At 68.1% G+C, this 23,855-nt stretch carries 20 protein-coding genes; 12 read left to right on the forward strand and 8 right to left on the reverse strand.

Features of this window, described 5'->3' with window-relative positions; all coding sequences use genetic code 11:
• Positions 1 to 6: 6 nt before the first annotated feature.
• The 6 genes from AB0L70_RS40015 to AB0L70_RS40040 are packed head-to-tail and all read right to left on the reverse strand — an operon-like array spanning position 7 to position 6,706.
• Positions 7 to 1,047 carry an ABC transporter ATP-binding protein gene (locus AB0L70_RS40015; protein ID WP_363692139.1) on the reverse strand — a complete coding sequence of 347 codons (1,041 nt, stop codon included), beginning with the start codon at positions 1,045 to 1,047 and terminating at the stop codon, positions 7 to 9.
• Positions 1,044 to 2,039 carry an ABC transporter ATP-binding protein gene (locus AB0L70_RS40020; RefSeq protein WP_363692140.1) on the reverse strand — a complete coding sequence of 332 codons (996 nt, stop codon included), beginning with the start codon at positions 2,037 to 2,039 and terminating at the stop codon, positions 1,044 to 1,046. Before AB0L70_RS40020 ends, AB0L70_RS40015 begins: the two co-directional genes overlap by 4 nt.
• Complete coding sequence (locus tag AB0L70_RS40025) at positions 2,017 to 2,955, reverse strand: ABC transporter permease (protein ID WP_363692141.1); 939 nt, start codon at positions 2,953 to 2,955, stop codon at positions 2,017 to 2,019. Before AB0L70_RS40025 ends, AB0L70_RS40020 begins: the two co-directional genes overlap by 23 nt.
• Positions 2,956 to 2,959: 4 nt before the next feature.
• Positions 2,960 to 3,958, reverse strand: a complete 999-nt coding sequence (locus AB0L70_RS40030; protein ID WP_363692142.1) for an ABC transporter permease — start codon at positions 3,956 to 3,958, stop codon at positions 2,960 to 2,962.
• A 50-nt stretch (positions 3,959 to 4,008) separates the two neighbouring features.
• Entirely contained in the window at positions 4,009 to 5,727 is a 1,719-nt protein-coding gene (locus tag AB0L70_RS40035) for an ABC transporter substrate-binding protein (RefSeq protein ID WP_363692143.1), read from the reverse strand.
• A 31-nt stretch (positions 5,728 to 5,758) separates the two neighbouring features.
• Positions 5,759 to 6,706, reverse strand: a complete 948-nt coding sequence (locus AB0L70_RS40040; protein ID WP_363692144.1) for an ROK family protein — start codon at positions 6,704 to 6,706, stop codon at positions 5,759 to 5,761.
• 159 nt (positions 6,707 to 6,865) lie between these two features.
• On the opposite strand from AB0L70_RS40040, the gene AB0L70_RS40045 reads away from it, so the two are divergent.
• Entirely contained in the window at positions 6,866 to 8,062 is a 1,197-nt protein-coding gene (locus tag AB0L70_RS40045; protein ID WP_363692145.1) for an ROK family transcriptional regulator, read from the forward strand.
• Positions 8,063 to 8,080: 18 nt separating this feature from the next.
• Entirely contained in the window at positions 8,081 to 8,494 is a 414-nt protein-coding gene (locus AB0L70_RS40050; protein WP_363692146.1) for a hypothetical protein, read from the forward strand.
• Here AB0L70_RS40050 and AB0L70_RS40055 read toward each other — a convergent pair.
• Entirely contained in the window at positions 8,471 to 8,980 is a 510-nt protein-coding gene (locus AB0L70_RS40055; protein WP_363692147.1) for a helix-turn-helix domain-containing protein, read from the reverse strand. The two genes, AB0L70_RS40050 and AB0L70_RS40055, sit on opposite strands and share 24 nt — an antisense overlap.
• Before the next feature lie 77 nt (positions 8,981 to 9,057).
• Here AB0L70_RS40055 and AB0L70_RS40060 point away from each other — a divergent pair, with 77 nt between their 5' ends.
• The 9 genes from AB0L70_RS40060 to AB0L70_RS40100 all read left to right on the forward strand — a co-directional run bounded on the left by AB0L70_RS40060 (position 9,058) and on the right by AB0L70_RS40100 (position 21,575).
• Positions 9,058 to 9,513: a nuclear transport factor 2 family protein gene (locus tag AB0L70_RS40060; RefSeq protein ID WP_363692148.1), complete on the forward strand. Its 456-nt coding sequence runs from the start codon at positions 9,058 to 9,060 to the stop codon at positions 9,511 to 9,513.
• A gap of 118 nt (positions 9,514 to 9,631) precedes the next feature.
• Positions 9,632 to 11,386: an ABC transporter ATP-binding protein gene (locus AB0L70_RS40065; protein ID WP_363692149.1), complete on the forward strand. Its 1,755-nt coding sequence runs from the start codon at positions 9,632 to 9,634 to the stop codon at positions 11,384 to 11,386.
• Positions 11,379 to 13,160 (forward strand): ABC transporter ATP-binding protein, encoded by a 1,782-nt coding sequence (locus AB0L70_RS40070; protein WP_363692150.1) that lies wholly within the window; start codon positions 11,379 to 11,381, stop codon positions 13,158 to 13,160. Before AB0L70_RS40065 ends, AB0L70_RS40070 begins: the two co-directional genes overlap by 8 nt.
• A gap of 105 nt (positions 13,161 to 13,265) precedes the next feature.
• Positions 13,266 to 14,204 carry an ABC transporter ATP-binding protein gene (locus AB0L70_RS40075; protein WP_363692151.1) on the forward strand — a complete coding sequence of 313 codons (939 nt, stop codon included), beginning with the start codon at positions 13,266 to 13,268 and terminating at the stop codon, positions 14,202 to 14,204.
• The gene (locus AB0L70_RS40080; protein WP_363692152.1) at positions 14,201 to 15,553 is read left to right on the forward strand and encodes an ABC transporter permease; all 1,353 of its coding nucleotides are present in this window, start codon (positions 14,201 to 14,203) and stop codon (positions 15,551 to 15,553) included. The genes AB0L70_RS40075 and AB0L70_RS40080 overlap by 4 nt, the downstream gene beginning before the upstream one ends.
• Positions 15,554 to 15,557: 4 nt before the next feature.
• Positions 15,558 to 18,302, forward strand: a complete 2,745-nt coding sequence (locus AB0L70_RS40085) for a phosphoesterase (RefSeq protein ID WP_363692153.1) — start codon at positions 15,558 to 15,560, stop codon at positions 18,300 to 18,302.
• Between the two features lie 24 nt (positions 18,303 to 18,326).
• Positions 18,327 to 18,986 carry a DNA/RNA non-specific endonuclease gene (locus AB0L70_RS40090; RefSeq protein ID WP_363692154.1) on the forward strand — a complete coding sequence of 220 codons (660 nt, stop codon included), beginning with the start codon at positions 18,327 to 18,329 and terminating at the stop codon, positions 18,984 to 18,986.
• 5 nt (positions 18,987 to 18,991) lie between these two features.
• Positions 18,992 to 19,411, forward strand: a complete 420-nt coding sequence (locus AB0L70_RS40095; protein WP_363692155.1) for a hypothetical protein — start codon at positions 18,992 to 18,994, stop codon at positions 19,409 to 19,411.
• A gap of 124 nt (positions 19,412 to 19,535) precedes the next feature.
• Positions 19,536 to 21,575, forward strand: coding sequence for an AAA family ATPase (locus AB0L70_RS40100; protein WP_363692156.1), 2,040 nt, complete (start codon positions 19,536 to 19,538; stop codon positions 21,573 to 21,575).
• Between the two features lie 4 nt (positions 21,576 to 21,579).
• Here AB0L70_RS40100 and AB0L70_RS40105 read toward each other — a convergent pair whose 3' ends face one another.
• Positions 21,580 to 22,179: a dihydrofolate reductase family protein gene (locus AB0L70_RS40105; protein ID WP_363692157.1), complete on the reverse strand. Its 600-nt coding sequence runs from the start codon at positions 22,177 to 22,179 to the stop codon at positions 21,580 to 21,582.
• 121 nt (positions 22,180 to 22,300) lie between these two features.
• Between AB0L70_RS40105 and AB0L70_RS40110 the strand changes: the two genes are divergently transcribed.
• Positions 22,301 to 23,855 (forward strand): AAA family ATPase (locus AB0L70_RS40110; RefSeq protein WP_363692158.1); only part of this gene is annotated, 1,555 nt, incomplete at its 3' end.

Genomic DNA, 23,855 nt, shown 5'->3' on the forward strand with positions numbered 1-23,855 from the left:
AGCTGGTTATCCGGCCTGCTGGAAGCCGGGGTCCGGTTCGGCGACGTGGCAGGCCGCGTCGTGCGACTCGCCGAGCCGGCGGAGCGTCGGCGTGACCTGGTGGCACTTGTCCACGACGAGCGGGCAGCGCCAGCGGAACCGGCAGCCAGGGGTCGGATCGATGACCTTCGGCGGCTCACCGGTGTCGCCCTCGACGGCCGTGGACAACGGTGCCCGCGGATCGGGGACGGCGCCGAGGAGCAGGTCCGTGTACGGGTGCTTGGGGTTGGCCAGCACCGACTCGGCCGGGCCCGCCTCGACGATGTGACCGGCGTACATGATCATCAGCCGGTCGGCGACGTACCGGGCGCTGGCGATGTCGTGGGTGATGTAGAGGAACGACACGCCTTCGGTCTCGCGCAGTTCGGCCATCAGGTTGAGCAGGCCGATCCGGATCGACACGTCGAGCATCGAGACCGGCTCGTCGGCGAGGATGAGCTTGGGCTTGTGGGCGAGCGCCTGGGCGAATCCGATTCGTTGCCGTTGGCCACCACTGAGCTCGTACGGGTAGCGGTTCATCACGTCCGACGCCGGCGACAACCCGACCGCCTCGATGACCCGCTCGGCCTCGGCGAACCGCTCGGCCTTCGTGGTCAGGTCGCGGCGGTGCAGCTTCAGGCTGCGCAGGATGCCGTGGGAGACCCGGAAGGTCGGGTTCAGCGAGCTGAACGGGTCCTGGAAGACCATCGGTACGTCGGCCCGGTACGACAACTGATCGCGCCGGGACCGCAGGCCCGACACGGCCCGGCCCTGGTAGTAGATCTCCCCACTCGTCGGCGTGTAGACGCCCGCGAGCAGCCTGGCGATCGTGCTCTTGCCGCTACCGCTCTCGCCGGCCAGGGCAACGATCTCCTGCCGGCCGATGGTCAGGTCGACATCGTCGACCGCGTGCAGCATCTGCCGGGAGAACCCGCGGCCGACCCGGAAGTGGCGGGTCAGCTTCTTCGTCTCGAGCAGGGGCGCCGTGTCCGACTCGGTGCCGACCTCGTCGACGTCGATCGCGCTCATGACCTCGCCTCCCGGACGGGCTCGTCGGCTTGCTGGTGGCCGGGTGCGTGCAGCAGGCAACGAGCCTGCACGGCGCCGACCTGGTACAGCTCGGGCTCGATCTTCGGGCAGTCCTCGAACGCCTTCGGGCAGCGCGGCTGGAACCGGCATCCGGGCGGTGGGTCGGACAGGCTCGGGGGACTACCGGGGATCCCGGTCAGCGGCACCTTCGGACCACGGATCGACGGGAACGCGTCGAGCAGCCCTGCGCTGTAAGGATGTTCGGGGTGGTCGAAGACGGCCCGCGTCCCGCCGACCTCGACCACCTGACCGGCGTACATCACGATCAGCCGGTCGGAGAAGTGACTGATCAGCGACATGTCGTGCGTGACGAAGATGACCGCGAAGCCGAGCCGCCGCTGCAGCTCCTTGATCTGCACCATCAACGACCGCTGTGCCACCACGTCGAGGGCGGACGTCGGCTCGTCCATGATGATCAGGTCCGGGGTGAACAGCAGGGCCATCGCGATCATGGCCCGTTGCCGCATGCCACCGCTCAGCTGGTGCGGGAAGCTCTTCAGGTGAATCGGGTCGATGCCGACCAGCCGCATCACCTCGGCCGGGCGGTCGTCGTCGACCGGCTCGTCGTGCGCCATGATCGCGTCCTGGAACTGCGCGCCGATGCTCTTCACCGGGTTGAGCGCGTTCATCGCGCTCTGCATCACCACGGAGAAGTCCCGCCAGCGCATCGCGGCCAGCTGCTTCTCGCTCATCGCGACCAGGTTCTGCCCCTGGAACTTCACGCTGCCGCCGGTGATGGCGGCCGGTGAACTCAGCAGCTGGGCGATGGCGAACAACAGCGTCGACTTGCCGCAGCCCGACTCACCGACCACGCCGACGAACTCACCGGCGTGGACGTCGAGATCCACCTTGTCGACCGCGACGACCGGACGGCTGCCGGTGTCGTACTCGACAGACAGATCGCGGACCTCAAGAATTGGCTGACTTGACACGTCGCCTCCGTACCGGCCGCAGCGCGGGGTTACTGATCTCGTCGAACGCGTAGTTGAGCAGGGCAAACGAAACACCGAGCAGCGCCACTGCCAGACCCGGTGACAGCGCCCACGCCGGCAGGCCGTTCACCAGGGCACCTTGGTTCTGGGCCCAGTAGAGCATCGTGCCCCAGCTCAGCGAGTTCGGATCACCGAGCCCGAGGAACTGCAGTCCGGCCGCGGTGAGCACGGAGTACAGGGCGGCGCCGAGGAAGTTCGCGACGATCAGCGAGATCATCGTCGGCAGCATCTCGACCACGATGATGTACGAGCGTCTCTCGCCACGGACCCGGGCCGACTCGAGGAAGTCCCGGTTGCGCAGCGAGAGTGCCTGCGCGCGCATCTGTCTGGCGCCGTACGACCAGCCGGTCAGGATCAGCACGATGATGATCACCGTCAGATTGCCCTTACCGGCGTACGTCGCCAGCACGATGATCAGCGGGAACGTCGGGAGCACCAGGAAGATGTCGGTCAGCATCGACAGGCCGTCGTCGGCGAACCCACCGAGGTAGGCGGCCGAGACGCCGATCAGCACCGACAGGATCGTCGCGCCGAGGCCGGCGACGACCGCGATGATGAGGGACTCGCGGGTGCTGTAGATGAGTTCGGCGTACACGTCCTGGCCGAGGCCCGTCGTACCCAGCCAGTGCTTGCCGGACGGGTGCGCCAGCGGTACGTCGCCGATGGCTCGGGGATCGCCGTGCAGCCACGGCACGAACAGGTGCGGGAACGCGGCGAGCAGGATGAAGAGGACCAGCAACCCCGCGCCGACCATCGCCTTGCGGTTGTGCAGGATGGCCCGGAACAGCCCGCCCCGAGGACGACGAGTAGGCGCACCGGTAGTCGGTGCGGCGGCGCCGGTGACTATTGCACTCATCGGGTTACCCCTTCGTCCGGGCTCGCGGGTCGAGCAGGAACACCGCGAAGTCACAGAGCAGGACACAGATCAGCACGGCCAGCGTGACCAGCAGGAAGAGGGCCTGCAGCAACGGATAGTCCGTGCTCACCGTGGCGTTGTAGAACATGTAACCCAGGCCGGGGTAGTTGAACACGTACTCGACCAGGATCGTGCCGGAGATGACGAAGCCGAGCGACATCGCGAAGCCGGACAGGTTCGGCAGGAACGCGTTCCGGCCGGCGTAGCCGAACATGATCCGGCGGCTCGGGATGCCCTTGGCCCGCGCCATCCGGACGTAGTCCTCGGCCAGCGTGGTGACCATGTTGTTGCGCATGGTCAGGATCCAGCCGCCGACCGCGGTGATCAGGATCGTGCCGGCCGGCAGGATGCCGTGCTTGAGCACACTCAGGATGAACTCGCCGTTGAATCCCGGCGTCAGTCCCTGTTCGTAGTTGAAGTCGTTCGGCAGGATCGGATTGTTGCCGATCGCAAACAACGAGATCAGCAGCAGCGCCACCCAGAAGTAGGGCAGTGCCGAGGTGACGATGAAGACCGGCGGCACGATCCCGTCGATCAGCCCGCCCCGCCGCCAGCCCGCGATCGTGCCGATCAGGGTGCCGAGGGCGAAGGCCAGCACGGTCGCGATACCGACCAGGCCCAGTGTCCACGGCAGCGCGTCTCCGATCAGCGTGGTCACCGGGACACCGAGACTGCTCCCCACGGACACGCCCCAGTGCCCGGTGACCATCGACTTCAGGTAGGCGCCGTACTGCAACAAGATGTTCTTGTCCGGGTCGAAGCCGAACTCGGCCAGGACCGTGCGCAGCTGCTCGGGCGACACGACCGAGCCGCCCTTGCTGAGTCGTTGCCGCAGCGCGTCCTCGGGACTGCCCGGCATCAACCGCGGGATGAAGAAATTCAGCGTCATCGCCGCCCAGAGAGTGAGCACGAAGAACCCGAGACGACGTATCAGGTACCGCACGACCAGCTCCTCGCACTCACTCTCTTCACAGACCTTTCCTTACGTCGGTACTACTTCTGGGCCGACTTCGAGTAGAGGTTGGCCAGCACCTGACCGACATCGGGGATGTTGTACGGCGCAGGCTGGGCGAACGGGTCGTCCTGCGTCGGCCATCCGGCGATGTCCTTGGTGTTGTACTGGTACCAGTCGACCGACTCGGTGGTCGGGATGACCGGTACGTCCTTGATCATGAAGCCCGAGATCTGCTTGATCAGCTTGACCTGGGTGTCCGGGTCGGCACTCGCGTACTGGTCGAACAGCTTGTCCACCTCGGGGTTGAGGTAGCGCTCGTAGTTGCTGTTGGCCTGCTTGCCGATCGGGGCGCTGTTCTTCGAGTACAGCAGTTGCCGCAGCTCGTAGTACGGCGTGGGTCCGCCGGACTGGCTGGAGTACGCCAGGTCGTAGTCACCGGTGTAGAGCTTCTGGTTGTACGACTGCTGCTGCAGGTCCTGGATCGTCAGCTCGATACCGACGGCCGCGAGCTGCTGCTTGACGACCGCGAGGGACGCGTCCCAGTCGGTGTAGCCGGTGACCGTGATGACGCTGAGCTTGAGCGGGTTGGACGCCGAATACCCGGCGCCTTGCAGGAGCTGCTTGGCCTTGTCCTGGTTCGGCTTGTCGTAGCCGGCCGCGGTCAGCGCGTCCTTGTCGAAGTACTTGTCGAAGGTCGGCGTGACCACACCGGTCTGGTTCGCGGCCGGCTGGTAGCCACTCTCGCCGATCTTGGAGATCTGCTCCCGGTCGAGCGCGTAGGCGATCGCCTGCCGGACGGCCAGCGTGCTCGTTGCCTTGTGCGACGGGTCCAGGTTCGGGACGAGCGCCACGTTCGCGGTCGGCGGGAACCAGTAGTTGTTCTCCGGCGACTTCGACTTGTAGAACACGTCGATGTTCGGGATGTACTGGCCGCCCCACTGCGCCTTACCGCTCTGCAGGTCCAGGTTGGCCGGGTTGTTGTCCAGGTACGCCGGGTACTGGACCTTCTCCAGGTACGGCTTGCCCGGCTGCCAGTAGGTGCCGTTGGCAACGTAGGAGATGTTGTTGCTGCTGCAGGACTCGACCTTGTACGGCCCGGTCCCGACCGGCTTCGCGTCCGGGTAGGTGGCCGGCTTGGCGGCCGGGTCGCCGGTCGACCAGATGTGCTTCGGCACGATGCCGACCTGGTTCGCGAAGTTGAAGAAGTACGGCTCCGCGGGCGCCTTGAACTTCATCGTGACCTTGTTGCCGGCCGCGGTGACGCTGGTCAGCCCGGCGCCGGTCCACAGCGCGTACAGGTCGAGCGCCGGCACCTGCTTCATCAGGTTGAACGTGTAGACGACGTCGTCGGCGCTGAACGCCTGGCCGTCGCTCCACTTCACCCCGTCGCGGATCGTGAAGACGATCGAGTCCTTCTTCGGCGACCAGGTGAAGTCGGTGGCCAGCATCGGCGTGGTGGCGCCGGCCTTCAGTACGTTCACGAAGGTGAGCGGCTCGTAGACGAAGCCGAGCGACACCTGGTTGAACGACGGGTTGAACGGGTTGAACTGGCACGGCCAGGTCTGCCCGCCCACGTTGGCGATCGTGACGGTGCCGCCCTTCTTGTAGGCACCGGTGCCCTGACTGCCGCTCGCCGAGGTGGACGGGTTGTTGCTCGACGCCGCGTCCCCGATCGGCTTGTCACCGCCGCCACAGCCGGCGACGGCCAGTACGCCGAGCGCCACGGCGGTGGCGCCGATCCGTTTGATGCCCCTCATCGTCTCTGCCTTTCACTCCTCGAACTCATGGTCATGCGAATGCCCCGGTATCGAATGCTTGCGCATCGAGGGCCGCACCCGCGGCCTCGACACCCAGGGCGAGTGCCCCCACCAGTGGCGCGTCCTTGGGGAAGCGGGCCACCATCAGCTCCGGCGGGAAGGGGACTGCTGCATCGAGTGCCTTGCGTAGCTCTGGTGCGATCCGGTCCCACGCACCGACCAGTCCGCCACCCACGACGATCCGGTCCGGGTCGAGCGCGATGGCCAGATTGACGAGATGCATCGCCAGTTCGCGATTGAACTCGTCGGTGAGTACGGCGGCGTCCGGTTGCGTCCGCGCCCTCTCGAAGACATCAGCTGCCGTGACCGGTTGCCCCAGCCGGGTGCTTCCGGTCGTCTCCAGTGCCTGCCCGCTGACGACATGTTCCAGGATGGTGCGCTCTTCGGCACCGGTCCAAACGTCCGCGGCGGATCGTAGGTTGTAGCCGATCTCGCCGGAGGCGCCGTGTGCCCCGGAGATCACGGTGCCACCGGCAACGATCGCGATGGCGAGTCCGGTGCCGAGGTTGAGATAGATGCCCGGGTCGCAGCCGGCCAGCGCCCCCCAGCGCAGCTCGGCGGCCGCGGCCGCCTTCACATCCGTCCCGAGCCGGACCGGGATGCCGGTGAAGGCGTCCCGCAACAGCTGTCCGAACGGCAGCTCGCCCCAGCCCGGAAAGGTGGGGGCGAGTTCGACGCGGTCGTCGTACGGAATGCCCAGGGTGGCCGCGCCGACCCCCGCGAGCTCCTGGCCGGGCGCGACCTCGGTGAGCAACTCCCGGGCCGCGGTCAGGCCGCGATCCATCGCCGCACGGGCTCCGGCCTCGGGTCGGCTGTCGACCGTCCGCACACCGAGACGCCGTCCGGAGACGTCGCCGACGGCAACGGCAATCTTCGTTCCACCGAAGTCGAGACCGACCACGACCGGCGTACGAATCATGGACTGGCGCCTCCTCGTGCCGACCAATAGAATCGATAGGAAACTAACTTAACAATCACCGTGGGCACAAGGGCTAACTGGCACTGCTGCTCGAAGCGTTACCGACGCCCACTCGAACAGCGCCGGGCGCCCGCTCGAAGAGCACTGAACGCAAGGGGGATGGACGTGACGGTAGTCGCCGGAGGTGCGTCCGCGGCACGCCCACAGCTGATCCGGGCGATCAACGAGCAGGTTCTGCTCGACCACATCCGGCGGTCCGGACCGGTATCGCGGACCGAGCTGGCGAGGCTGTCCGGACTGTCGAAGCCGACGGTATCGGCGGCGCTGAGCACGATCGAGCGCGCTGGTCTCGTGCATGCGACGGGACAGCGGACGGGCGTCCCCGGGCCGGCGGCGCAGCTGTATGAGGTGCGCCCGGAGGCAGGGTTCGTCCTGGGGCTGGATGTCGGGCGCGAGTTCCTGCGTGGCGCGGTGGCTGATCTGGCCGGGAACGTCCGGTCTCGGATGAACCTGCGGACCAAGGCTGCCGACGCGACGGCCCGGATCCAGGAGCTGTCGGATCTGGCCGGAACGCTCGCGGCCGAGGCCGGGATCAAGCCCGAGCAGTTGACGCAGACCGTGCTTGGTAGCCCTGGTGTGTACGACGCACGGCTCGACGCGTTGACGTTGACCGGCCGACTGTCCGGGTGGGATTCGCCCGCGACGCTGGCGGCGTTGCGCGATCGCTTCGGGCCTTCGCTGATCATCGAGAACGACATCGATGCCGCCGCGCTGGCCGAACGCGTGCACGGTCATGGGCGTGACGTCGACAGCTTCGCGTTCGTGTCGGTCGGCACCGGTATCGGCATGGGGCTGGTGCTCGACGGCAAGCTTCGGCACGGCTCGCACGGGGTGGCTGGTGAGATCGGGTATCTACCGTTCACCGAGGGCAGCGGTAGCGATCCGCGTGACGCCCGCAAGCGCGGGGGCTTCGATGCGTCTGCCTCGGCGGCGGCCGTGGTCCGGGCGGCTCGGCGAGCAGGGGTACGAGCGTCATCCGCCGAGAAGGTGTTCGCGGCGGCAGCGCGTGGTGACGCGGTCGCGGCTGCAGTCGTTGCCGAGGAAGCGCTTCTCGTGGCCAAAGCCATCTGCACTGTGATCACGGTCGTCGATCCCGAGCTGATCGTCCTGGGCGGCGGCATCGGCCAGGCGGCCGGTTTCCTCGAAGCGGTGATCGGTCAGCTTCGCCATCTCGCCCCGGTCCTTCCTGATGTCCAGGCGAGTGTCCTCGGCGCCGACTCGGTCGTTGCCGGTTGCATCGCGGCCGGCCTGGACCAAGCGTGGAACCAGTTGGTCGCCCGAAGCCCAGCCATCTAGCGCCCGTAAAGTGGCGGTGTGGGTGATCAGGAGAACTGGCGGGCGGAACGGCGTGAGGCCGCTGCGGCACAGGCGGCTGCGCTGGAACGCCGGAAGGCCGGTGAGACCGCGCAGGCTCGGGAACTGCTCGTTGGATTCGTCGAGGAGATGAAGTCCCGGGGCGTCGAGCCTGAGGAGCTGCGGGCGCAGGTCGTGGGCACGGGCACTAGTTATCGGACCCAGGTCACCGGGTGGTACCTGAAGAAGAATCGGTCGCTGGGCGTGGATGTCGACGCGAACTTCTACATCCTCGCTGTTCCGGCCAGTCTGAAGGCTCGCGTGACCGGTGTCCGCGTGACTCCGTCCGATCCGCCGCTCGATGTCGGGCGCGGCGCTCGCGATGGTGAGTCGATGCCGATGGCCCAGCTGTTACGGCTTCGCCTCGACTCCTGACAGCACGCTTGCAATCAGCGCAGTCCCCGGAGCAGTTCGGCCGCCTGGGCCGGGGGAGGGTGTGACGTCCGCGGAGGTCAGCTCGTCGCCACACTCTGAGCAGCAGATGGTGGCCGTCGTGACCTTGCCGCAGGTGTTGTGGGTGAAGCGGATCGGCTGACCCGCGGGCGGTGTCGCCCAGCGATCACCCCAGGCCGTGAGTGCAAGCAGGATCGGCACGAGCTCCTGGCCCGCCTCGGTCAGCGCGTAGGCGTGCCGGACGGGATTCTCCTGGTACGGCGTCCGTACGACGAGGCCGCCGTCCATCAGCGTGGTGAGGCGGTCGGTGAGCAGGTTGCGGGAGATCCCGAGGTCCGTGACGAGCTGGTCGAAGCGGTTGAGGCCCAGGTAGAGGTCGCGCAGCACCAGGGGAGTCCACCAGTCGCCGATGAGTTCGAGGGACTGGGCGAGTGAGCAGTGCATCGAGGCGAAGCTGGTGTTTCGCATGTCACCACTGTAGTCAGTTGCGTCATTGAACTCACTATTTGTAGGTTGGTGCCACTGGCCGACCAGGGGAGAGAGGCATGTATCACCGGATCGTGGCGGGGCAGGTGCGCCGGGCGTTCGCGCAGATCAGTGCGGGGAACTGGGAGGCGATGGTGGCGGGGATGGCGCCGTCGTTCACCTACCGGTTCTACGGGGATCATGCGTTGTCGGGGGAGCGGCATACGCATGATGCGTTGCGGCGGTGGTGGGAGCGGTGCTTCCGGTTGCTGCCGAACACGCGCTTCGAGGTGCAGGACGTGCTGGTGGCGGGGTGGCCGTGGAACACGCGGGTTGCGACGGCGGTGACTGTTCACGTCGGGGTGGTCGACGGCTCCCATTATCAAAACGTGGTCCACCAGTTCCTAACCATTCGCTGGGGAAAGATCACCGAAGTACGGACCCTGGAAGACACCGCCGTACTGGAGAAAACCCTCGATCGGTTGGCTGCAGCCGGATATACAGAAGCCCACGCAGCACCCATCGCCGACAGCTGACAGAACTGGCTGGGGGAAACTCGCGTGCGGATTGTCGGTCTGGACCGTTACGGTCGGTTCGGTGCTGACTCTGCTGCGGTATGCGCTGCGTGTTGCACCTGGTAGCACCCTTCTGACCGTGGGGCTTTCGATCCTCGGCGCTGTGCTGGGGATGGGGGTCACGCTGCTGACCGGTCAGGTCGTCGGTGCGGTTCCAGGTGTGATCGACGATGCGCCGGGGGCGATGTCGTTCACGGGATTCAGCTGGTTGCTCGGCCTCCTGCTGGGCGTGTTCGTGCTGGAGAGCCTGATGCCCGCGGTCCAGCGGGTGACCTCGCTCGTCATGGACGCGGCCCTCGTCCGGGCGATCGGCACCGGCATCACCGAGCCGCTGCTCACGCCGCGCCGGGTCGCCCACCTCGAGGACGCCGAGGTGCTGGACGTTCAAGAACGAGCCAAGGGCAAAGGCGGCTTCCACCTCGCGCAGGGCATGTCCAACCTGCCGTTCCTGCTCGCCAGCCGCGTCACGCTGATCGGCTCGGCCGTGATCGTCGCGGTGATGTTCTCCTGGTGGGTCGCCCTGATGCTGGTCGCGATCACCGCCTTGCTGGAGTGGTACGGCGGCCGCCTGATCGAGCGCGAGATCGACGTCTGGTGGGGTAACACCGAGGAACAGCGCCGAGCGAACTACCTGTTCGATCTCGGCATGCGTGACGCGCCGAAGGAGCTCCGCGTCTTCGGGCTGCACAACTGGCTGGTCGATCGCTACGTCCGTGAATGGACCGACGGCTTCCGTGCGGTCTGGGAGCGCCGCGGCCGGAACGTGAAGTGGTCGATCCTGACCGGCGGCCTGCACCTGGCCGCCAACGGGTTCGCGATCCTCCTGGTCGGCCGGGCCGCCCTCAACGGCGACCTCCCGCTCACCGAGGTCGCGACCACCGTCCCGGCGATCCTCGCCATCGGAGTCTCGATGAACGGGTACGGCGTGGTGCAGGTGCGGCGCGGGTTGTCGGCGTACCGGGCGATGAAGGAGCTGCCGGACCGGATCGCCGAACGTCACCCCGAGCCCGTCGCGGTCAGCGCACACCGGATCGAGACGATGCCGGCTCGCGAGGTGCGTTTCGAGAACGTCAGCTTCCGGTATCCCGGCTCCGATGTCGACGTACTGCGCGATCTCAACCTCACCATCCACGCCCACGAAGCGCTCGCACTCGTCGGCATCAACGGCGCCGGCAAGTCCACGCTGGTGAAGCTGCTCGGCGGTGCGTACCGTCCGACCACCGGCCGGATCACCGTGGACGGCGTCGACCTGGCCGAGCTCGACCTTGCCGCTTGGCAGCGACGCATCGCGGCGATCGTGCAGGACTTCCTGCGCTTCCCGCTGTCGGTCACGGACAACGTCGTGTACGGCGCGATCGAACGCGCCGACGACGACACGACCCTCGCCAAGGTCGCCCGGGAGGCAGGGATCGACGAGGTAGTCCGTGGCCTGCCGAACGGATGGGACACCGTGCTCGACAAGACCTTCGACGGTGGCGTCGACCTGTCCGGCGGCGAGTGGCAGCGCATCGCACTGGCTCGTGCGCTGTTCGCCGTCCATGCCGGAGCTGGGGTGCTGGTGCTGGACGAGCCAGCCGCGGCACTCGACGTACGGGCCGAGGCGGAGTTGGTCGAGCGGTATCTCGAGCTCACGTCCGGGGTGGCGTCGTTGATCATCTCGCACCGGTTCTCGGTGGTCCGGAACGCGAACCGGATCTGCGTGCTGGCCGACGGGCGGATCGTCGAGGACGGCACCCATGAACAACTGCTCGCCGCGGACGGCGCGTACGCCGCGATGTTCCACCTGCAGGCCGAGCGTTACGTGACGGCACCGGAGGATCCCATCGATGCGTAGCTTCCGGGTTCTGTGGCTGTGGCTGTCGACGTCGTTCAAAGCCGCGCCGGTGCTGATGACGGCCTCGACCGTGCTCGTCGCGGTCCGCGCGATCACCGCACCCGCCCAGACGTACGGCGTCAGTCGGCTCGTCAACGGGATCGCCCTCGACGACTCCGATGCGATCGCTTTCGGGATCGGCATCATCGTCGGTGGTCTGGCGGTGTCGTTCGTCGCCGACGTGGTGGGCTGGCCGCTGCAGGACACCGCGCAGGAACGGATGGCCGGCCGGGTGCACGCCGACCTGCTCGACGTCACCACGGGCATTCCCGGCCTGACGCACCACGAGCGGCCCGACGTCGCGGACCGGCTGGAGCTCGTCCGTGAACGCGCGTGGCGGATGGGAGTCGGGGCCGAGGTCCTGCTCTGGGTGTTCGCGACCGTGACCAACACGGCGACCGTGCTCACGCTGCTCGGGTCCGTGCATCCGTTGCTGCTGGTCCTGCCGCTGCTCGGTGCCGCGCGGATCTGGTCCGCGTACCTGAGCAGCACGCGGCAGCAGAAGGCCTGGGAGGATTCGCTGCCGCAGGAGCGCCTGGTCGATCGGCTGATCGAGATGGCGAAGGACCCGCGGACGGGTCTGGAGCTCCGGGTGTTCGGGCTCGGGAAAGTGTTGCTGGACAAGATCTTCGCGTTGCAGACCGAGCGGTTCCGTCGCCGGGTCGCGGCGGCCCGCTGGGGTGGGAAGGTGGACGGATCGGTCCGATTGGTGTTCGGTCTCGCGTACGCCGTGGCCGTCGTGTGGATCATCAGCCGGGCCCGCAACGGGCAGCAGTCGGCGGGTGACGTCGTACTCGTGCTGTTGCTGGCGCCGCAGGTGGATCAGATGACCGGCGGGATCGCGCAGAACGTGTACTGGGTCGGCGAGGTCGTGCGGAGCTTCAGCCGGTACGACTGGTTGCGCGAGTACGCGAAGGAGAACTCGTGGAAGGCTTCGGACACCCCGGCGCCGCCGCGGTTGAAGTCCGGCATCGAGCTGCGGAACGTCGGATTCTCCTACCCTGGTTCGGATTCCGCCGTACTGAGCGACATCGAGCTGAACGTGCCCGCTGGATCGGCGGTCGCGTTGGTGGGGGAGAACGGCGCGGGCAAGACGACCTTGGTCAAACTACTCGCGCGGATGTACGACCCGACCACGGGACGCATCCTGGTCGATGGCGTGGACCTGTCGACGATCTCACCGGACGAGTGGCGCTCGCAGCTGTCCGCGGGCTTCCAGGACTTCGTGAAGTTCGAGTTGACCGCCCGTGAGGTGGTGGGGATCGGTGACGTCGCCCGGTCGTCCGACGACGTCGCCGTCCGCGCGGCGATCGCCAGAGGCGACGCGGAGTCGGTGATCGCCGGATTGCCGCGCGGGCTCGACACCCGACTGGGCAAGAAGTTCACTGACGGAGTCGAGCTGTCCGGCGGCCAGTGGCAGCGGCTCGCGCTGGCGCGGGCGTTCATGCGCGAGCGCCCGCTCCTGTTGCTGCTCGACGAGCCGACCGCCGCGCTCGACCCCGAGGCCGAGCATCGCCTCTACGAGCAGTACGCCGCCGCCGCCAAGATCGCGGCCGCCGAGACCGGCGGCATCACCATCCTGGTCTCGCACCGCTTCTCCACCGTGCGGATGGCCGACCTGATCGTGGTCATGCACCACGGCCGGGTCGAAGAGGTCGGCACCCACGAGGCCCTCCTCGCCAACGGTGCCCGGTACGCCGAACTTTTCGAGCTCCAGGCCCGCGCCTACCGCTGACATCTGATCACAGGCGTTCTTCGATCGTTCAACTCCCGGTTCCTGCGTTAATATGTATCGCTGTCTAATGTTTTCTGGTCAGGATCCGCCCCCCAGAAGGAATCCATGGACACACCGCTTGCTGTCCGAGCCCGCGGCATCACCCGTTGCTTCGGTGAGGTGATCGCGCTCGACGGCATTGACCTCGAGGTCGCGCCGGGGCAGCTGCACGGACTGGTCGGGCCGAACGGCGCCGGCAAGACCACCCTGCTCGGTCTGCTGCTGGGCCTGGCCGTCGCCGACAGCGGCAGCCTCGAGATTCTGGGTACGCCGGTCGGCCGCGCGCTCGCGGTCCCGGAGGGAGTCGCGGGTTTCGTCGACGGCCCTGGTCTCTACCCGTCCTTGACCGCCAAGCAGAACCTCGCCGCCCTGGCCGCGCTGCGCGGAGATGACGCGCACACGTTGGGCATCGACGACGCCCTCGACCAGGTTGGCCTCACCGATGTCGCCGACGACCGCGTCCGTGGGTTCTCGCTCGGCATGCGGCAGCGCCTCGGTCTCGCGGCCGCCCTACTCACCAAGCCCCGGCTGCTCATCCTCGACGAGCCGTCCAACGGCCTCGACCCGGCCGGCAAGAAGCACGTGTACGGCGTCCTCAGCCGGCTCGCCGCCGACGGCGTGGCGGTGGTGATGTCGAGTCACCGGATGGACGACGTCGAGTCGCTCTGTTCGGAGGTCACCATCCTCTCCACCGGCCGGGTCGCCTTCTCCGGCCCACTGACCAAGCTCGCCGCCGCGAACGACGAACTCGACTACCGCCTACTGACCTCCGACCTGGCCGAGGCCCGGCGGCTGGCCGGAGACACGGCCGGGATCCGGGTCGTCGACGACAGCGCCGTACGGCAAGGGACGGAAGCGTTGGTGGTGACCGCGGCCGTGCCCGCGCTGGACGAACTCGTGAAGCGGCTCGTGCACGCGGGCATCGCCGTGCGGGAGCTCGCACCCGTGGTGTCGCCACTCGAAGCCGCGTTCCTCGCGCTCACCGAGCAGGAGTCCGACCAGTGACCGCGACCGTTGTCGAGAAGGCCCCGGTCGTCCGGCGAGTGTCGGTGGCGCGGGGATACCGCTTCGAGTTGGTGAAGCTGGTTTCGCAGTGGCGGGTGCGGTTGCTGATCGTCGCGTGCTGGCTCGCACCCGCGGCCTTCGTTGCCGTGATCAGCCAGCAGGCCTCGCTCCCGGTCGACACGCTCTTCGGGCGTTGGATGCACGCGACCGGCTGGGCCGGACCGCTGGTGATCCTCGGCTTCTCCGGCTCCTGGGCGCTTCCGCTACTGACCTCGCTGATCGCCGGCGACATCTTCGCCGCTGAGGACCGGCTCGGCACCTGGCGCCACCTGCTGGTGGCGGTTCGGTCGCCGCGCCGCATCTTCGTGTCGAAGACGTTGGCCAGCCTGACCGTGATCCTGGTGCTCGTGATCGGGCTGGTCTGCTCGAGCACGGTCAGCGGTGTCGCGGTGGTCGGGAACAGATTCCTGATCGGGCTCGACGGTCACCAGCTGGCGCCGGGCGATGCGGCCGGCAAGGTCCTGCTCGCGTGGGCCTGCGCCCTCGCGCCGACGTTGGCGCTCGCTGCGATCGGCCTGCTCGGTTCGGTCGCGCTGGGCCGGTCGCCGATGGGCCTGCTGCTCCCGGCCGTGGTCGCGTTGGCGATGCAGATCCTGCAGCAGTTGCCGCTCCCGGTCGCCGTCCGGTACGCACTTCCGGGCTACGCCTTCATCAGCTGGAACGGCCTGTTCACGAGTCCGGGCCAACTCGGACCGCTGTTGATCGGCATCGCCGTCAGCCTGGTCTGGGCTGTCGTCGCGACCGCGCTGGCCTACCTCCTGTTCGTACGGCGTGACTTCACGAACCCGACGCACGACGGGTCCGGCCGGCTGGCGATCACGGCCGGCCTGCTGCCGCTCGTCGTACTGTTCGGCCTCACCGCCGCGGTCATGATCCCGGTCGCCGGGACCGGCTCCGGGATCGACCAGGACAAGGTGCAGCGCTCGGCCGCGACGGCGTTCGCGCATCTCTACCGGCTGCAGACCAAGCAGCTCAACCGGCCCGATGTCACCGAGGAGCAGCTGCAGACCTCGGCCGCATGCACCAAGGGTGGCGACCAGGTCGCCGCGCAGGGAGCCGGCAACGACTGGCGCTGCGTCATCAGCTGGCACGTCCCCGGCGTCGAGAACGCCGGCTCGGCCATCTACCAACTCGACATCAACCCACTCGGCCGGTACGTCGCCGACGGGGACGGACCGAAGGAAGTCAACGGCTTCTTCCTGGTCCGCACGTCGTCCGGCGACGAACCGAATCCGCTCTGGCAGTTCGACGGCAACATCGAACTGCTTCCGTCCACCTCGAAGGGATAGCCCCATGCAGGTAACACGCCGCAGGCGTGACACCAAGGGCCTGACACGCCGGCTGCGTCACCGGCTACCGCTGGTCACAGCGGGCACCACCGCCTTCGCCGTCGCGCTGGCCGGTACGGCCGTCGCGTCGACGCACCAGTTCGGCAAGGACCAGGTCGGTCAGGTCACCGACAAGGGCCAGGTCATCTCGAGCGACCAGTACATCGCGCCGTACGGCAACCGGCTGGTGCTGGACAAGGGCAAGATCATGTCGTCCGCGGTCAGCCCGGACGGCAGCCACCTGGCCGCCGGCATCACCGACGGCGGGATGGCGCTGGCCGTCGTCGACCTGAAGAACTGGAAGGTCCAGCAGTACGTCGGCAACAACGCCGCCGCGGACCTGAAGATCCCGGGCAACGACATCGGCCAGGAAGGCCCGACGTACTCGCCCGACGGTTCGCAGGTGTGGCTCGGGCAGACCGACGGCTACCGCCGGTTCACGGTGAACCCGGACGGCTCGCTCGCGAACCCGACGTTCGTCACGATCGCGGCCGACGGCGCGAAGCACGCGCTGGTCGGTGAGGCGGTGTTCTCGGCCGACAGTTCCACCGTCTACTCGGCGGTCAACGGCCAGAACCGCGTGGTCGCGATCGACACGGCGACCGGAACCGTCAAGCAGAGCTGGGCCGTCGGCAACGCACCGCGCGACATGGTTCAGGTCGGGTCGAAGCTCTACGTGAGCAACGAGGGTGGACGGCCGGCGAAGCCCGGCGAGCCCACGATCAACTCGTACGGCACCCAGGTGCCCGCCTCCCAGATCACCGCGGCCACCACCACCGGCACGGTCAGCGTGATCGACCTGACGCATCCGACGGCCACCCCCGCGAGCATCTCCGTCGGTCTGCACCCGACCGCGATGTACGCGAAGAACGGCGCCGTGTTCGTCACCAACACCGCGACCAACAACGTGTCCGTGATCGACACCCGTCGCCAGCGGGTCGTCCAGACCATCGCGACCCAGCCCTGGCCAGAGGCCTCGGTCGGCTACGAGCCCAACGGCGTAACGCTGACCGACGACGGACATCTGCTGGTGACGCTCGGCCGCGCTAACGCGGTCGCGGTCTACAAGTACCGGAACCCGTTGGAGCCGGTCAGCTACATCGGTCTGCTCCCGACCGACTACTTCCCGGCCGAGATCGCGACCGTCGGCAAGGACATCGTCGTATCGAACACCCGCGGTGTCGACGCACGCCGTACGACGACTGCCGCCGGGCACGCCACGCACGACACGACCTCGAGCCTGACCCGGTTCCGGCTGCCGGACGACCACGTCATCCGCGCGAACACGGCCAAGGTCTTCCAGCAGAACGGCTGGACCAAGGGCGCCGCACAGGCCGCGCAGGACAAGCGGCACCAGCCCAAGCCGGTGCCCGTTCCGGTCAAGCTCGGTGACCCGTCGACGATCAAGCATGTCTTCCTGCTGGTCAAGGAGAACCGGACCTACGACCAGCTGTACGGCGACATCCCCGAAGGCAACGGCGACCCGGCGCTGGCGCAGTACGGCGCGAACGTGACACCGAACCAGCACGCACTGGCCGCGCAGTTCGGGCTGTACGACAACACCTACGACATCGGCACGAACTCCGCCGAGGGCCACAACTGGCTGATGCAGGCCGACAACCCGGAATACACCGAGTCGTCGGCGGGAGAGTACCTGCGCAGCTACGACACCGAGGACGACGCGCTCGGCCACCAGAAGAGCGGCTTCATCTGGACCGGTGCGCAGGCGGCCGGCAAGACCGTCCGCGACTTCGGCGAGTTCCAGCAGTTCCTCACGAAGCCGGCCGGCGCGACCTGGCAGAACCTGTACTGCGACACGAAGAACATGGCCGCGACCGGGCAGGACACGGCGTACCCGCTGGTGTCGTCGTCACCGATCCCGTCGCTGAACAACGTGTCGGTGCACGGCTTCCCGAAGTTCGACACCGACGTTCCGGACATCTACCGGTACGAGATCTGGAAGCGTGACTTCGAGCAGAACGGGCCGTCGAACCTGAACATGTTCTGGCTGTCCAGCGACCACACCGGCGGTCCGCCGAACGGTGCGGCGCAGGTGGCCGACAACGACCTCGCGGTCGGCAAGATCGTCGACGAGATCTCGCACAGCAAGTACTGGAAGGACTCGGCGATCTTCGTCGTCGAGGACGACTCGCAGGCCGGTCTCGACCACATCGACGGTCACCGGGCGCCGGTCCAGATCATCAGCCCGTACGCCCAGCACGGCATCGTGGACAGCCACTACTACACGCAGATCACGATGATCCGGACGATCGAGCAGATCCTCGGGATCACGCCGATGAACCAGAAGGACACCGCGGCCACGCCGATGGCGGCGGCGTTCACGAACAAGCCCAACTACACGCCGTTCAAGGCGCTGCCGAACCGGACCTCGCTGACGGCGGGGATCAGCACGCTGCCGCCGTGTGGCGCGGACGTTCCTGCGGCCCAGGACCCGGCGGCCGCACCCGCCCCGAAGGCGGTCGTTCCGGCCGATCAGCAGGCGGTCGCGGCGCAGTGGGAGACCTGGAAGAAGCAGCAGAAGCTGACCGGTCCGGACGCCCGGGCCGACTACGCGAACCCCGCGCAGATGAACCACTTCGACTGGTACCAGGCGCACGACTGGTCGACGCCGTACCCGGGTGAGAGCAAGATCTTCGCCCCGGTGGACGTCCCAGGTGCCATCATTCCGTCAGCGGAGAACGACGGGTGATGGAGAACCTCAGTTGATGCGGACATGACCGATCGAACGGCCCGGGCGTCGGGATGGGCGGAGGAGCAACCTCCTCACCCGGACGACGTCCGGGCCGTCGGCTACGGCCCGGACGAACTGCCGCAGGTGCCGCGGCGGTTCGCCGACCTGCCTGTGCACAAGGAGGAGTCGGGCCGCAGAGACTTCTGGAACCCGAACCTGAGCGCCCCTGAGCCTTCGATGGTCTACCTGGTCGACGAGCGGTACCTGTATGTCACCGACAAGGCCGGCCGGGTCGAGCACGCTGAGGGCTGGCTCGGCCGGCTGCCGTCGGAGGAGAACGCCGACCGGCGCAACCTGTACGCCCAGCGGCAGGCCGGCAAGCCGGACCGGGAACGTTCCGACGACGGTGGTCACCTGTTCGCCACGTCCTTCGAAGGCCCGGGCGAGGCGATCAATCTGACCGCGCAAGCGCGCAGCCAGAACCAGCCGGTGAAGGGCAGCAACAACTGGCACCGGATGGAGGACGCCTTGCTGGCCAAGCGAGTCGCCGGCATCCAGGTGCACGCGACGATCGCGGTCCGGTACCCGGACGGTACGACGGAACGGCCGTCGGCGCGCAACGTCACCCTGCACCACGAAGGCCGACCACCCCGGCGGAGTATCTTCAGGGATCCGAAGTCGCAACGAAACCGGGAGACCTGACTGCGATGGCCAACGAGATGGGCACCCTCGACACGATCGCCCGCGCTCTCATCGCCGACCTGCCGGCCGGCTGGCAGGCGGTGACGGCGGTCTACCTCGCGACCGCGCCGTACGCCGAACTGGGCGCCACCGTGACGGGCCCGGCCGGGGACGCGGCGCTCGATCCGCTGCCGGAGGCGCTCGAGGACGACTTCGAGACCCTGCGGTCGCAGATGTACCAGCCGGGGAAGGGCGCCTGGCTGACCGCGCGGCTCACGATCACCCCGGACGGGCATTTCGAGACCGACTTCGACTACGACGGCGAGCCGGCCTGGTCGATGCCGGTCGACGACGCCAGTTACGCCGAGGACCTGGCCGAGTTCCCGCGCGAGGACCAGTACGTCCCGGACTGGCTCCGCGCCAAGCTTCAATCGGCCCAGCTTTAATCAGTGGCACGTCCCCGACGTGGGTGGTAGCGTCCCCGACCTGTCTTTTTCGGGATCGAATCGAACCGGATGAGTTGGCTCCGGGGCGGGACCCTGTCCATCCGCTGATTCGAGGGGACCTGTCATGGTCGAGCCGGAACTCGAGGCCGAACGCGCCTTTCTCGCCACCGCCCGCGCCGCGCTGCACCGCATGCACCAGGAGGTCGAGGTTCGCGACGTCCCGATCATCGGTGGCGAGGACAACGACGAACGCTTCACCAACGAGGCCAACGAGCGGGCCAAACTGCAGCGGACCCAGGCCCTGCTGGACCTGCCCGACGTACCGCTGTTCTTCGGCCGGCTCGACTACGAGGCCGGGACGATCGAGGGGCACGACCAGATCTACATCGGGCGACGGCATGTGCACGACGGCAGCGGCGTACCGCTCGTCATCGACTGGCGTGCACCTGTCTCCGTGCCGTTCTACCGAGCCACCCACAGCGACCGCCAGCGGGTCCTGCTGCGCCGTCGCTACGGGTTCTCCGACGCGGCCGCGCTGACCGGCTTCGAGGACGAGCCGATGGTCGGCGTGGCCCGGTCCGATCAGGCCGACACCTTCCTGCGGGCCGAGATCGAGCGCCCGCGCACCGGGCCGATGCGCGACATCGTCGCCACGATCCAGCCCGAGCAGGACGACCTGGTCCGCGCGCCGCTGCACCCGAGCGTCTGCGTGCAGGGAGCCCCCGGGACCGGGAAGACCGCGGTCGGCCTGCATCGCGTCGCCTACCTGCTGTACACCGAGCGGGAACGGCTCAGCCGCGGTGGCGTCGTGATCGTCGGGCCGAACCGCTCGTTCCTGTCGTACATCCGCAAGGTCCTGCCCGCGCTGGGCGAGGTCGACGTACGGCAGATCACCATCGAGGAGCTGATCACCAGGCCGTCCACGGAACCGGACGATCCGGAGGCCGCGCGGCTCAAGGGCGATGCCCGGATGGCGGGAGTCCTGCGGCGCGCGCTCTGGTCATACGTCGGTACGCCGACCGAGGGAATCCTGTACAGCAAGGGATCCCGACGCTACCGGGTACACGAGCACGAGGTCGCCGACATCGTCTCCGACCTGCGGGAGTCGACCAGGTACGCTCCCGGTCGCAACGCGCTCGCGCAGCGGATCGCCCACGCCGTACTGGTCCGGATGGAGGAGCGGGCCGAGTCGCCGGACGACCGCGTCCAGAACGCAGTGGCGCGCTCCAAGCCCGTGAAGTCGCTACTCGACGCCGTGTGGCCACGCGTCGTACCTGAGCAGATCCTGCACCGGCTGTGGTCCAACGCGGACTTCCTGACCCAGGTCGTCGGTGACGAGTTGACGGAAGAGGAGCGTACGGCGCTCTTGTGGGCCAAGCCGGCCCGGTCATGGAAGTCGGCCAAGTGGTCGTTCGCCGACACGGTGTTGCTGGACGAGCTCGAGGACCTGATCGAACGCACGCCCGGATCACTCGGTCACCTTGTCCTGGACGAGGCACAGGACCTGTCCGCCATGCAGTTGCGGGCGCTCGGGCGCCGGTGCCGCACCGGCTCGGCCACAGTGCTCGGAGACCTGGCTCAGGCGACGACGTCGTGGGCAGCCGGTCCGTGGGATCAGGTCCTCGGTCACCTGGACAAGACGGATGGCGTGGTGGCCGAGCTCGACCGGGGCTTCCGCGTCCCGGCCCAGATCATCAACTTCGCCGCGAGGCTGCTGCCGCAGATCGCTCCCACGCTCGGGGTTCCGACCGGCATCCGTACCGTCGCCGACGCGCTCGCCATCGTCGAGGCCGATGAGCGAACCTTCCCGAACGAGCTCGTCGCCGCCTGCGAAGCGGCGCTGGCCGGGGAAGGCTCGGTCGCGCTGATCGCCGCCGACGAGCAGATCGCGCAGCTCCGGGACGTACTCGCGGCCGCCGGTCTGCAGCCGACCTTGCTCGGTGAGACCGAGGACGACCTGGACGCAGCCCGGCTGGTCTGTGTCCCGGCCACCCTCGCCAAGGGCCTCGAGTTCGACTCGGTCGTCGTCGCCGAGCCGGCCCAGATCGTCGCCGCCGAACCCCGCGGCCTGCACCGCCTCTACGTCATCCTGACCCGGGCCGTCAGCCGGCTGCACGTGGTCCACGCAAAACCGTTGCCAACGGCCCTTATCGACTATCCCTGATCGATTAGCGGATGCGGTCGTAGAGCAGGCAGAGGGCGCCGCTCTCGGTGGGGGTCGAGTCGGTCAGGGTCCAGGATGCGGCCGGGATCGTCTCGTCGAACAGCCGGCCACCGCCGCCGACCAGCTCGGGGCAGAGGGTGACGGACAGGCGGTCGAGCTCGTCGGCGACGAGCAGGGCGCGGATGACACTGGAACTCGCCAGGACGATGATGTCGCCACCCTCCTGGCGGCGCAGCTCCTTGACCGTGGTGGCCGGGTCGGTCGACGCGATCCGGCTGTTCTGCCAGGCCGCCTCGGTGAGGGTGGACGAGAAGACCACCTTCTCGACGTCGTTCAGCCACCGCGAGAACGCCCGGCTCTCCTCGGGAGCGTTCTCGTCGTCGGCGACCGTCGGCCAGTAGCCGCCGAAGCCCTCGTAGTTCTTCCGGCCGAGCAGGGCCGTGGTCGCCGGCGTGGTCACGCGGCTCATGTGGGCGAGTGAGCCGGGCGTGACTGCGTGCGGAGCGATCCAGCTCATGTCGTAGTCACCGCCCGGTCCGTTGAAGCGCCCGTCCAGAGACAGCGAGACATTGCCGACCACGGTCCGATTCGGGGTGTTGCTCATGGTGGGAACTCCTTGGTGGTTCGGAACTTGATGCCTCAACTCTCGGCGTCGAGCCCCGCGACCGTCGTCACCAGATCTGATGACATCTCGACCGGGAACCACGTGATGTAAGGATGGGCGCATGCCGTCCGCCGTCATCAGCCCCGTGCTGGTCAGCCGAGATCCGGAGCTCGCTGCGCTGCGCACGGCGTACGCACAGGTCGAGTCGGGGCAATCGGTGACCGCGCTGGTCTCGGGGGAGGCCGGGATCGGGAAATCCCGGCTCGTCGCGACGGTGGTCGAGGAACTCGGGGCGAAGCCGTTGGTGCTGACCGGCGGCTGTCTCGAACTCGGGGCGGACGGCACGCCGTGGATGCCCTTCGTGGCGATCCTGCGCGGCCTGCTGCGGGAATGGGGCCCGGACCAGCTGCGCGCGGCCCTGCCGACCGGCGGCTCCGCGCTGGCGGGATGGTTGCCGGAATTGTCGTTGCCGGAGGCCCCTGGCGGTCACGTCCGGCTGTTCGGTGAGGTCCTCGGCCTGCTCGCACGGGCGGCGGAAACGCGGCCGCTGGTCCTGGTGGTGGAGGACCTGCACTGGGCGGACGCCTCCAGCCGGGAGCTGTTCGTGTATCTGGTCCGCAATCTCGGTGCCCACGCCGTACTGCTGATCGGGACGGTGCGGACCGGTGAGCTGCCCCCAGGGCATCCGACCCGGCAACTGCTGGGGGAGGTCGGCCGGCGGGCCGAGGTCGTGCGGCTCGACCTGGCGCCGCTCGGACGCCAAGAGGTGAGCGCATTGCTGACCGCGATCGAGGGCCGGCCGCCGGACCCGGTCGCGAGCAGCGAGATCTACCGCCGCAGCAACGGGAACCCGCTTTTCGTGGAGGCCCTCCGCGCGGCCGGTACGGCGTCCTCCGACGGACTCACCACCTTGCTCCTGGACTGGGTGGCCGATCTCTCCCCGTCGGCACGGAAGGTGCTGGCGACGATCGCGGTCGCGGGCGGCACCGTCACCGACGAACTGCTGTCCGAGGTCTCCGGCGAACCGGTCGACGACGCTGTCCGCGAGTTGATCGAGCGCAACCAGATCTCGATCCACGACGACGGCTACATGATCCGGCACGACCTGATCCGCGAGGCGGTGTACGGCGCCCTGCTACCGGGCGAGCGCCGCCGTCTGCACGCCCGGTACGCCGAGGCGATCGCGGCCGGATCGGAGCCGACCGCCGCGCTGGCCGAGCACTGGACCGTCGCGGGCGAGCCGGCCAAGGCGCTGGTCGCCGCGTGGCGGGCCGCAGCGGTCGCCGAGCGGCAGTACGCGTACGACGAGCAGCTCAACCTGCTCGAACGCGTCCTGGCGCTGTGGATCGACGAGGATCTCATCGAGGTCGACCGCGCCACGGTGCAAGAGCTGGCGACTGCGGTGTCGTTCACCACCGGCCGATCGCAGACCGGTGTCGACCACGCGTCCGCCGCATTGGCTGAGCTCGATCCGTCGGCGGAACCGTTCCGGGTGGCAAATCTGCTGCGGCTGCGTGGCCTGCTGCAGTGCCGCATCGACGGCGGTGGCGGCGGCGACCTCGCGCGTGCGGTCGAGTTGGTGCCGGAAGGGAACGACGCGCTACGCAGCCGGATGCTGTCCGGGCTGGCGTTCACCGAGTTCGTCGGAGCTCCCGGCGTCGAGGCGCAGCAGCACG

The sequence above is a fragment of the Kribbella sp. NPDC051952 genome, from assembly GCF_040680855.1.
GTDB lineage: Bacteria > Actinomycetota > Actinomycetes > Propionibacteriales > Kribbellaceae > Kribbella.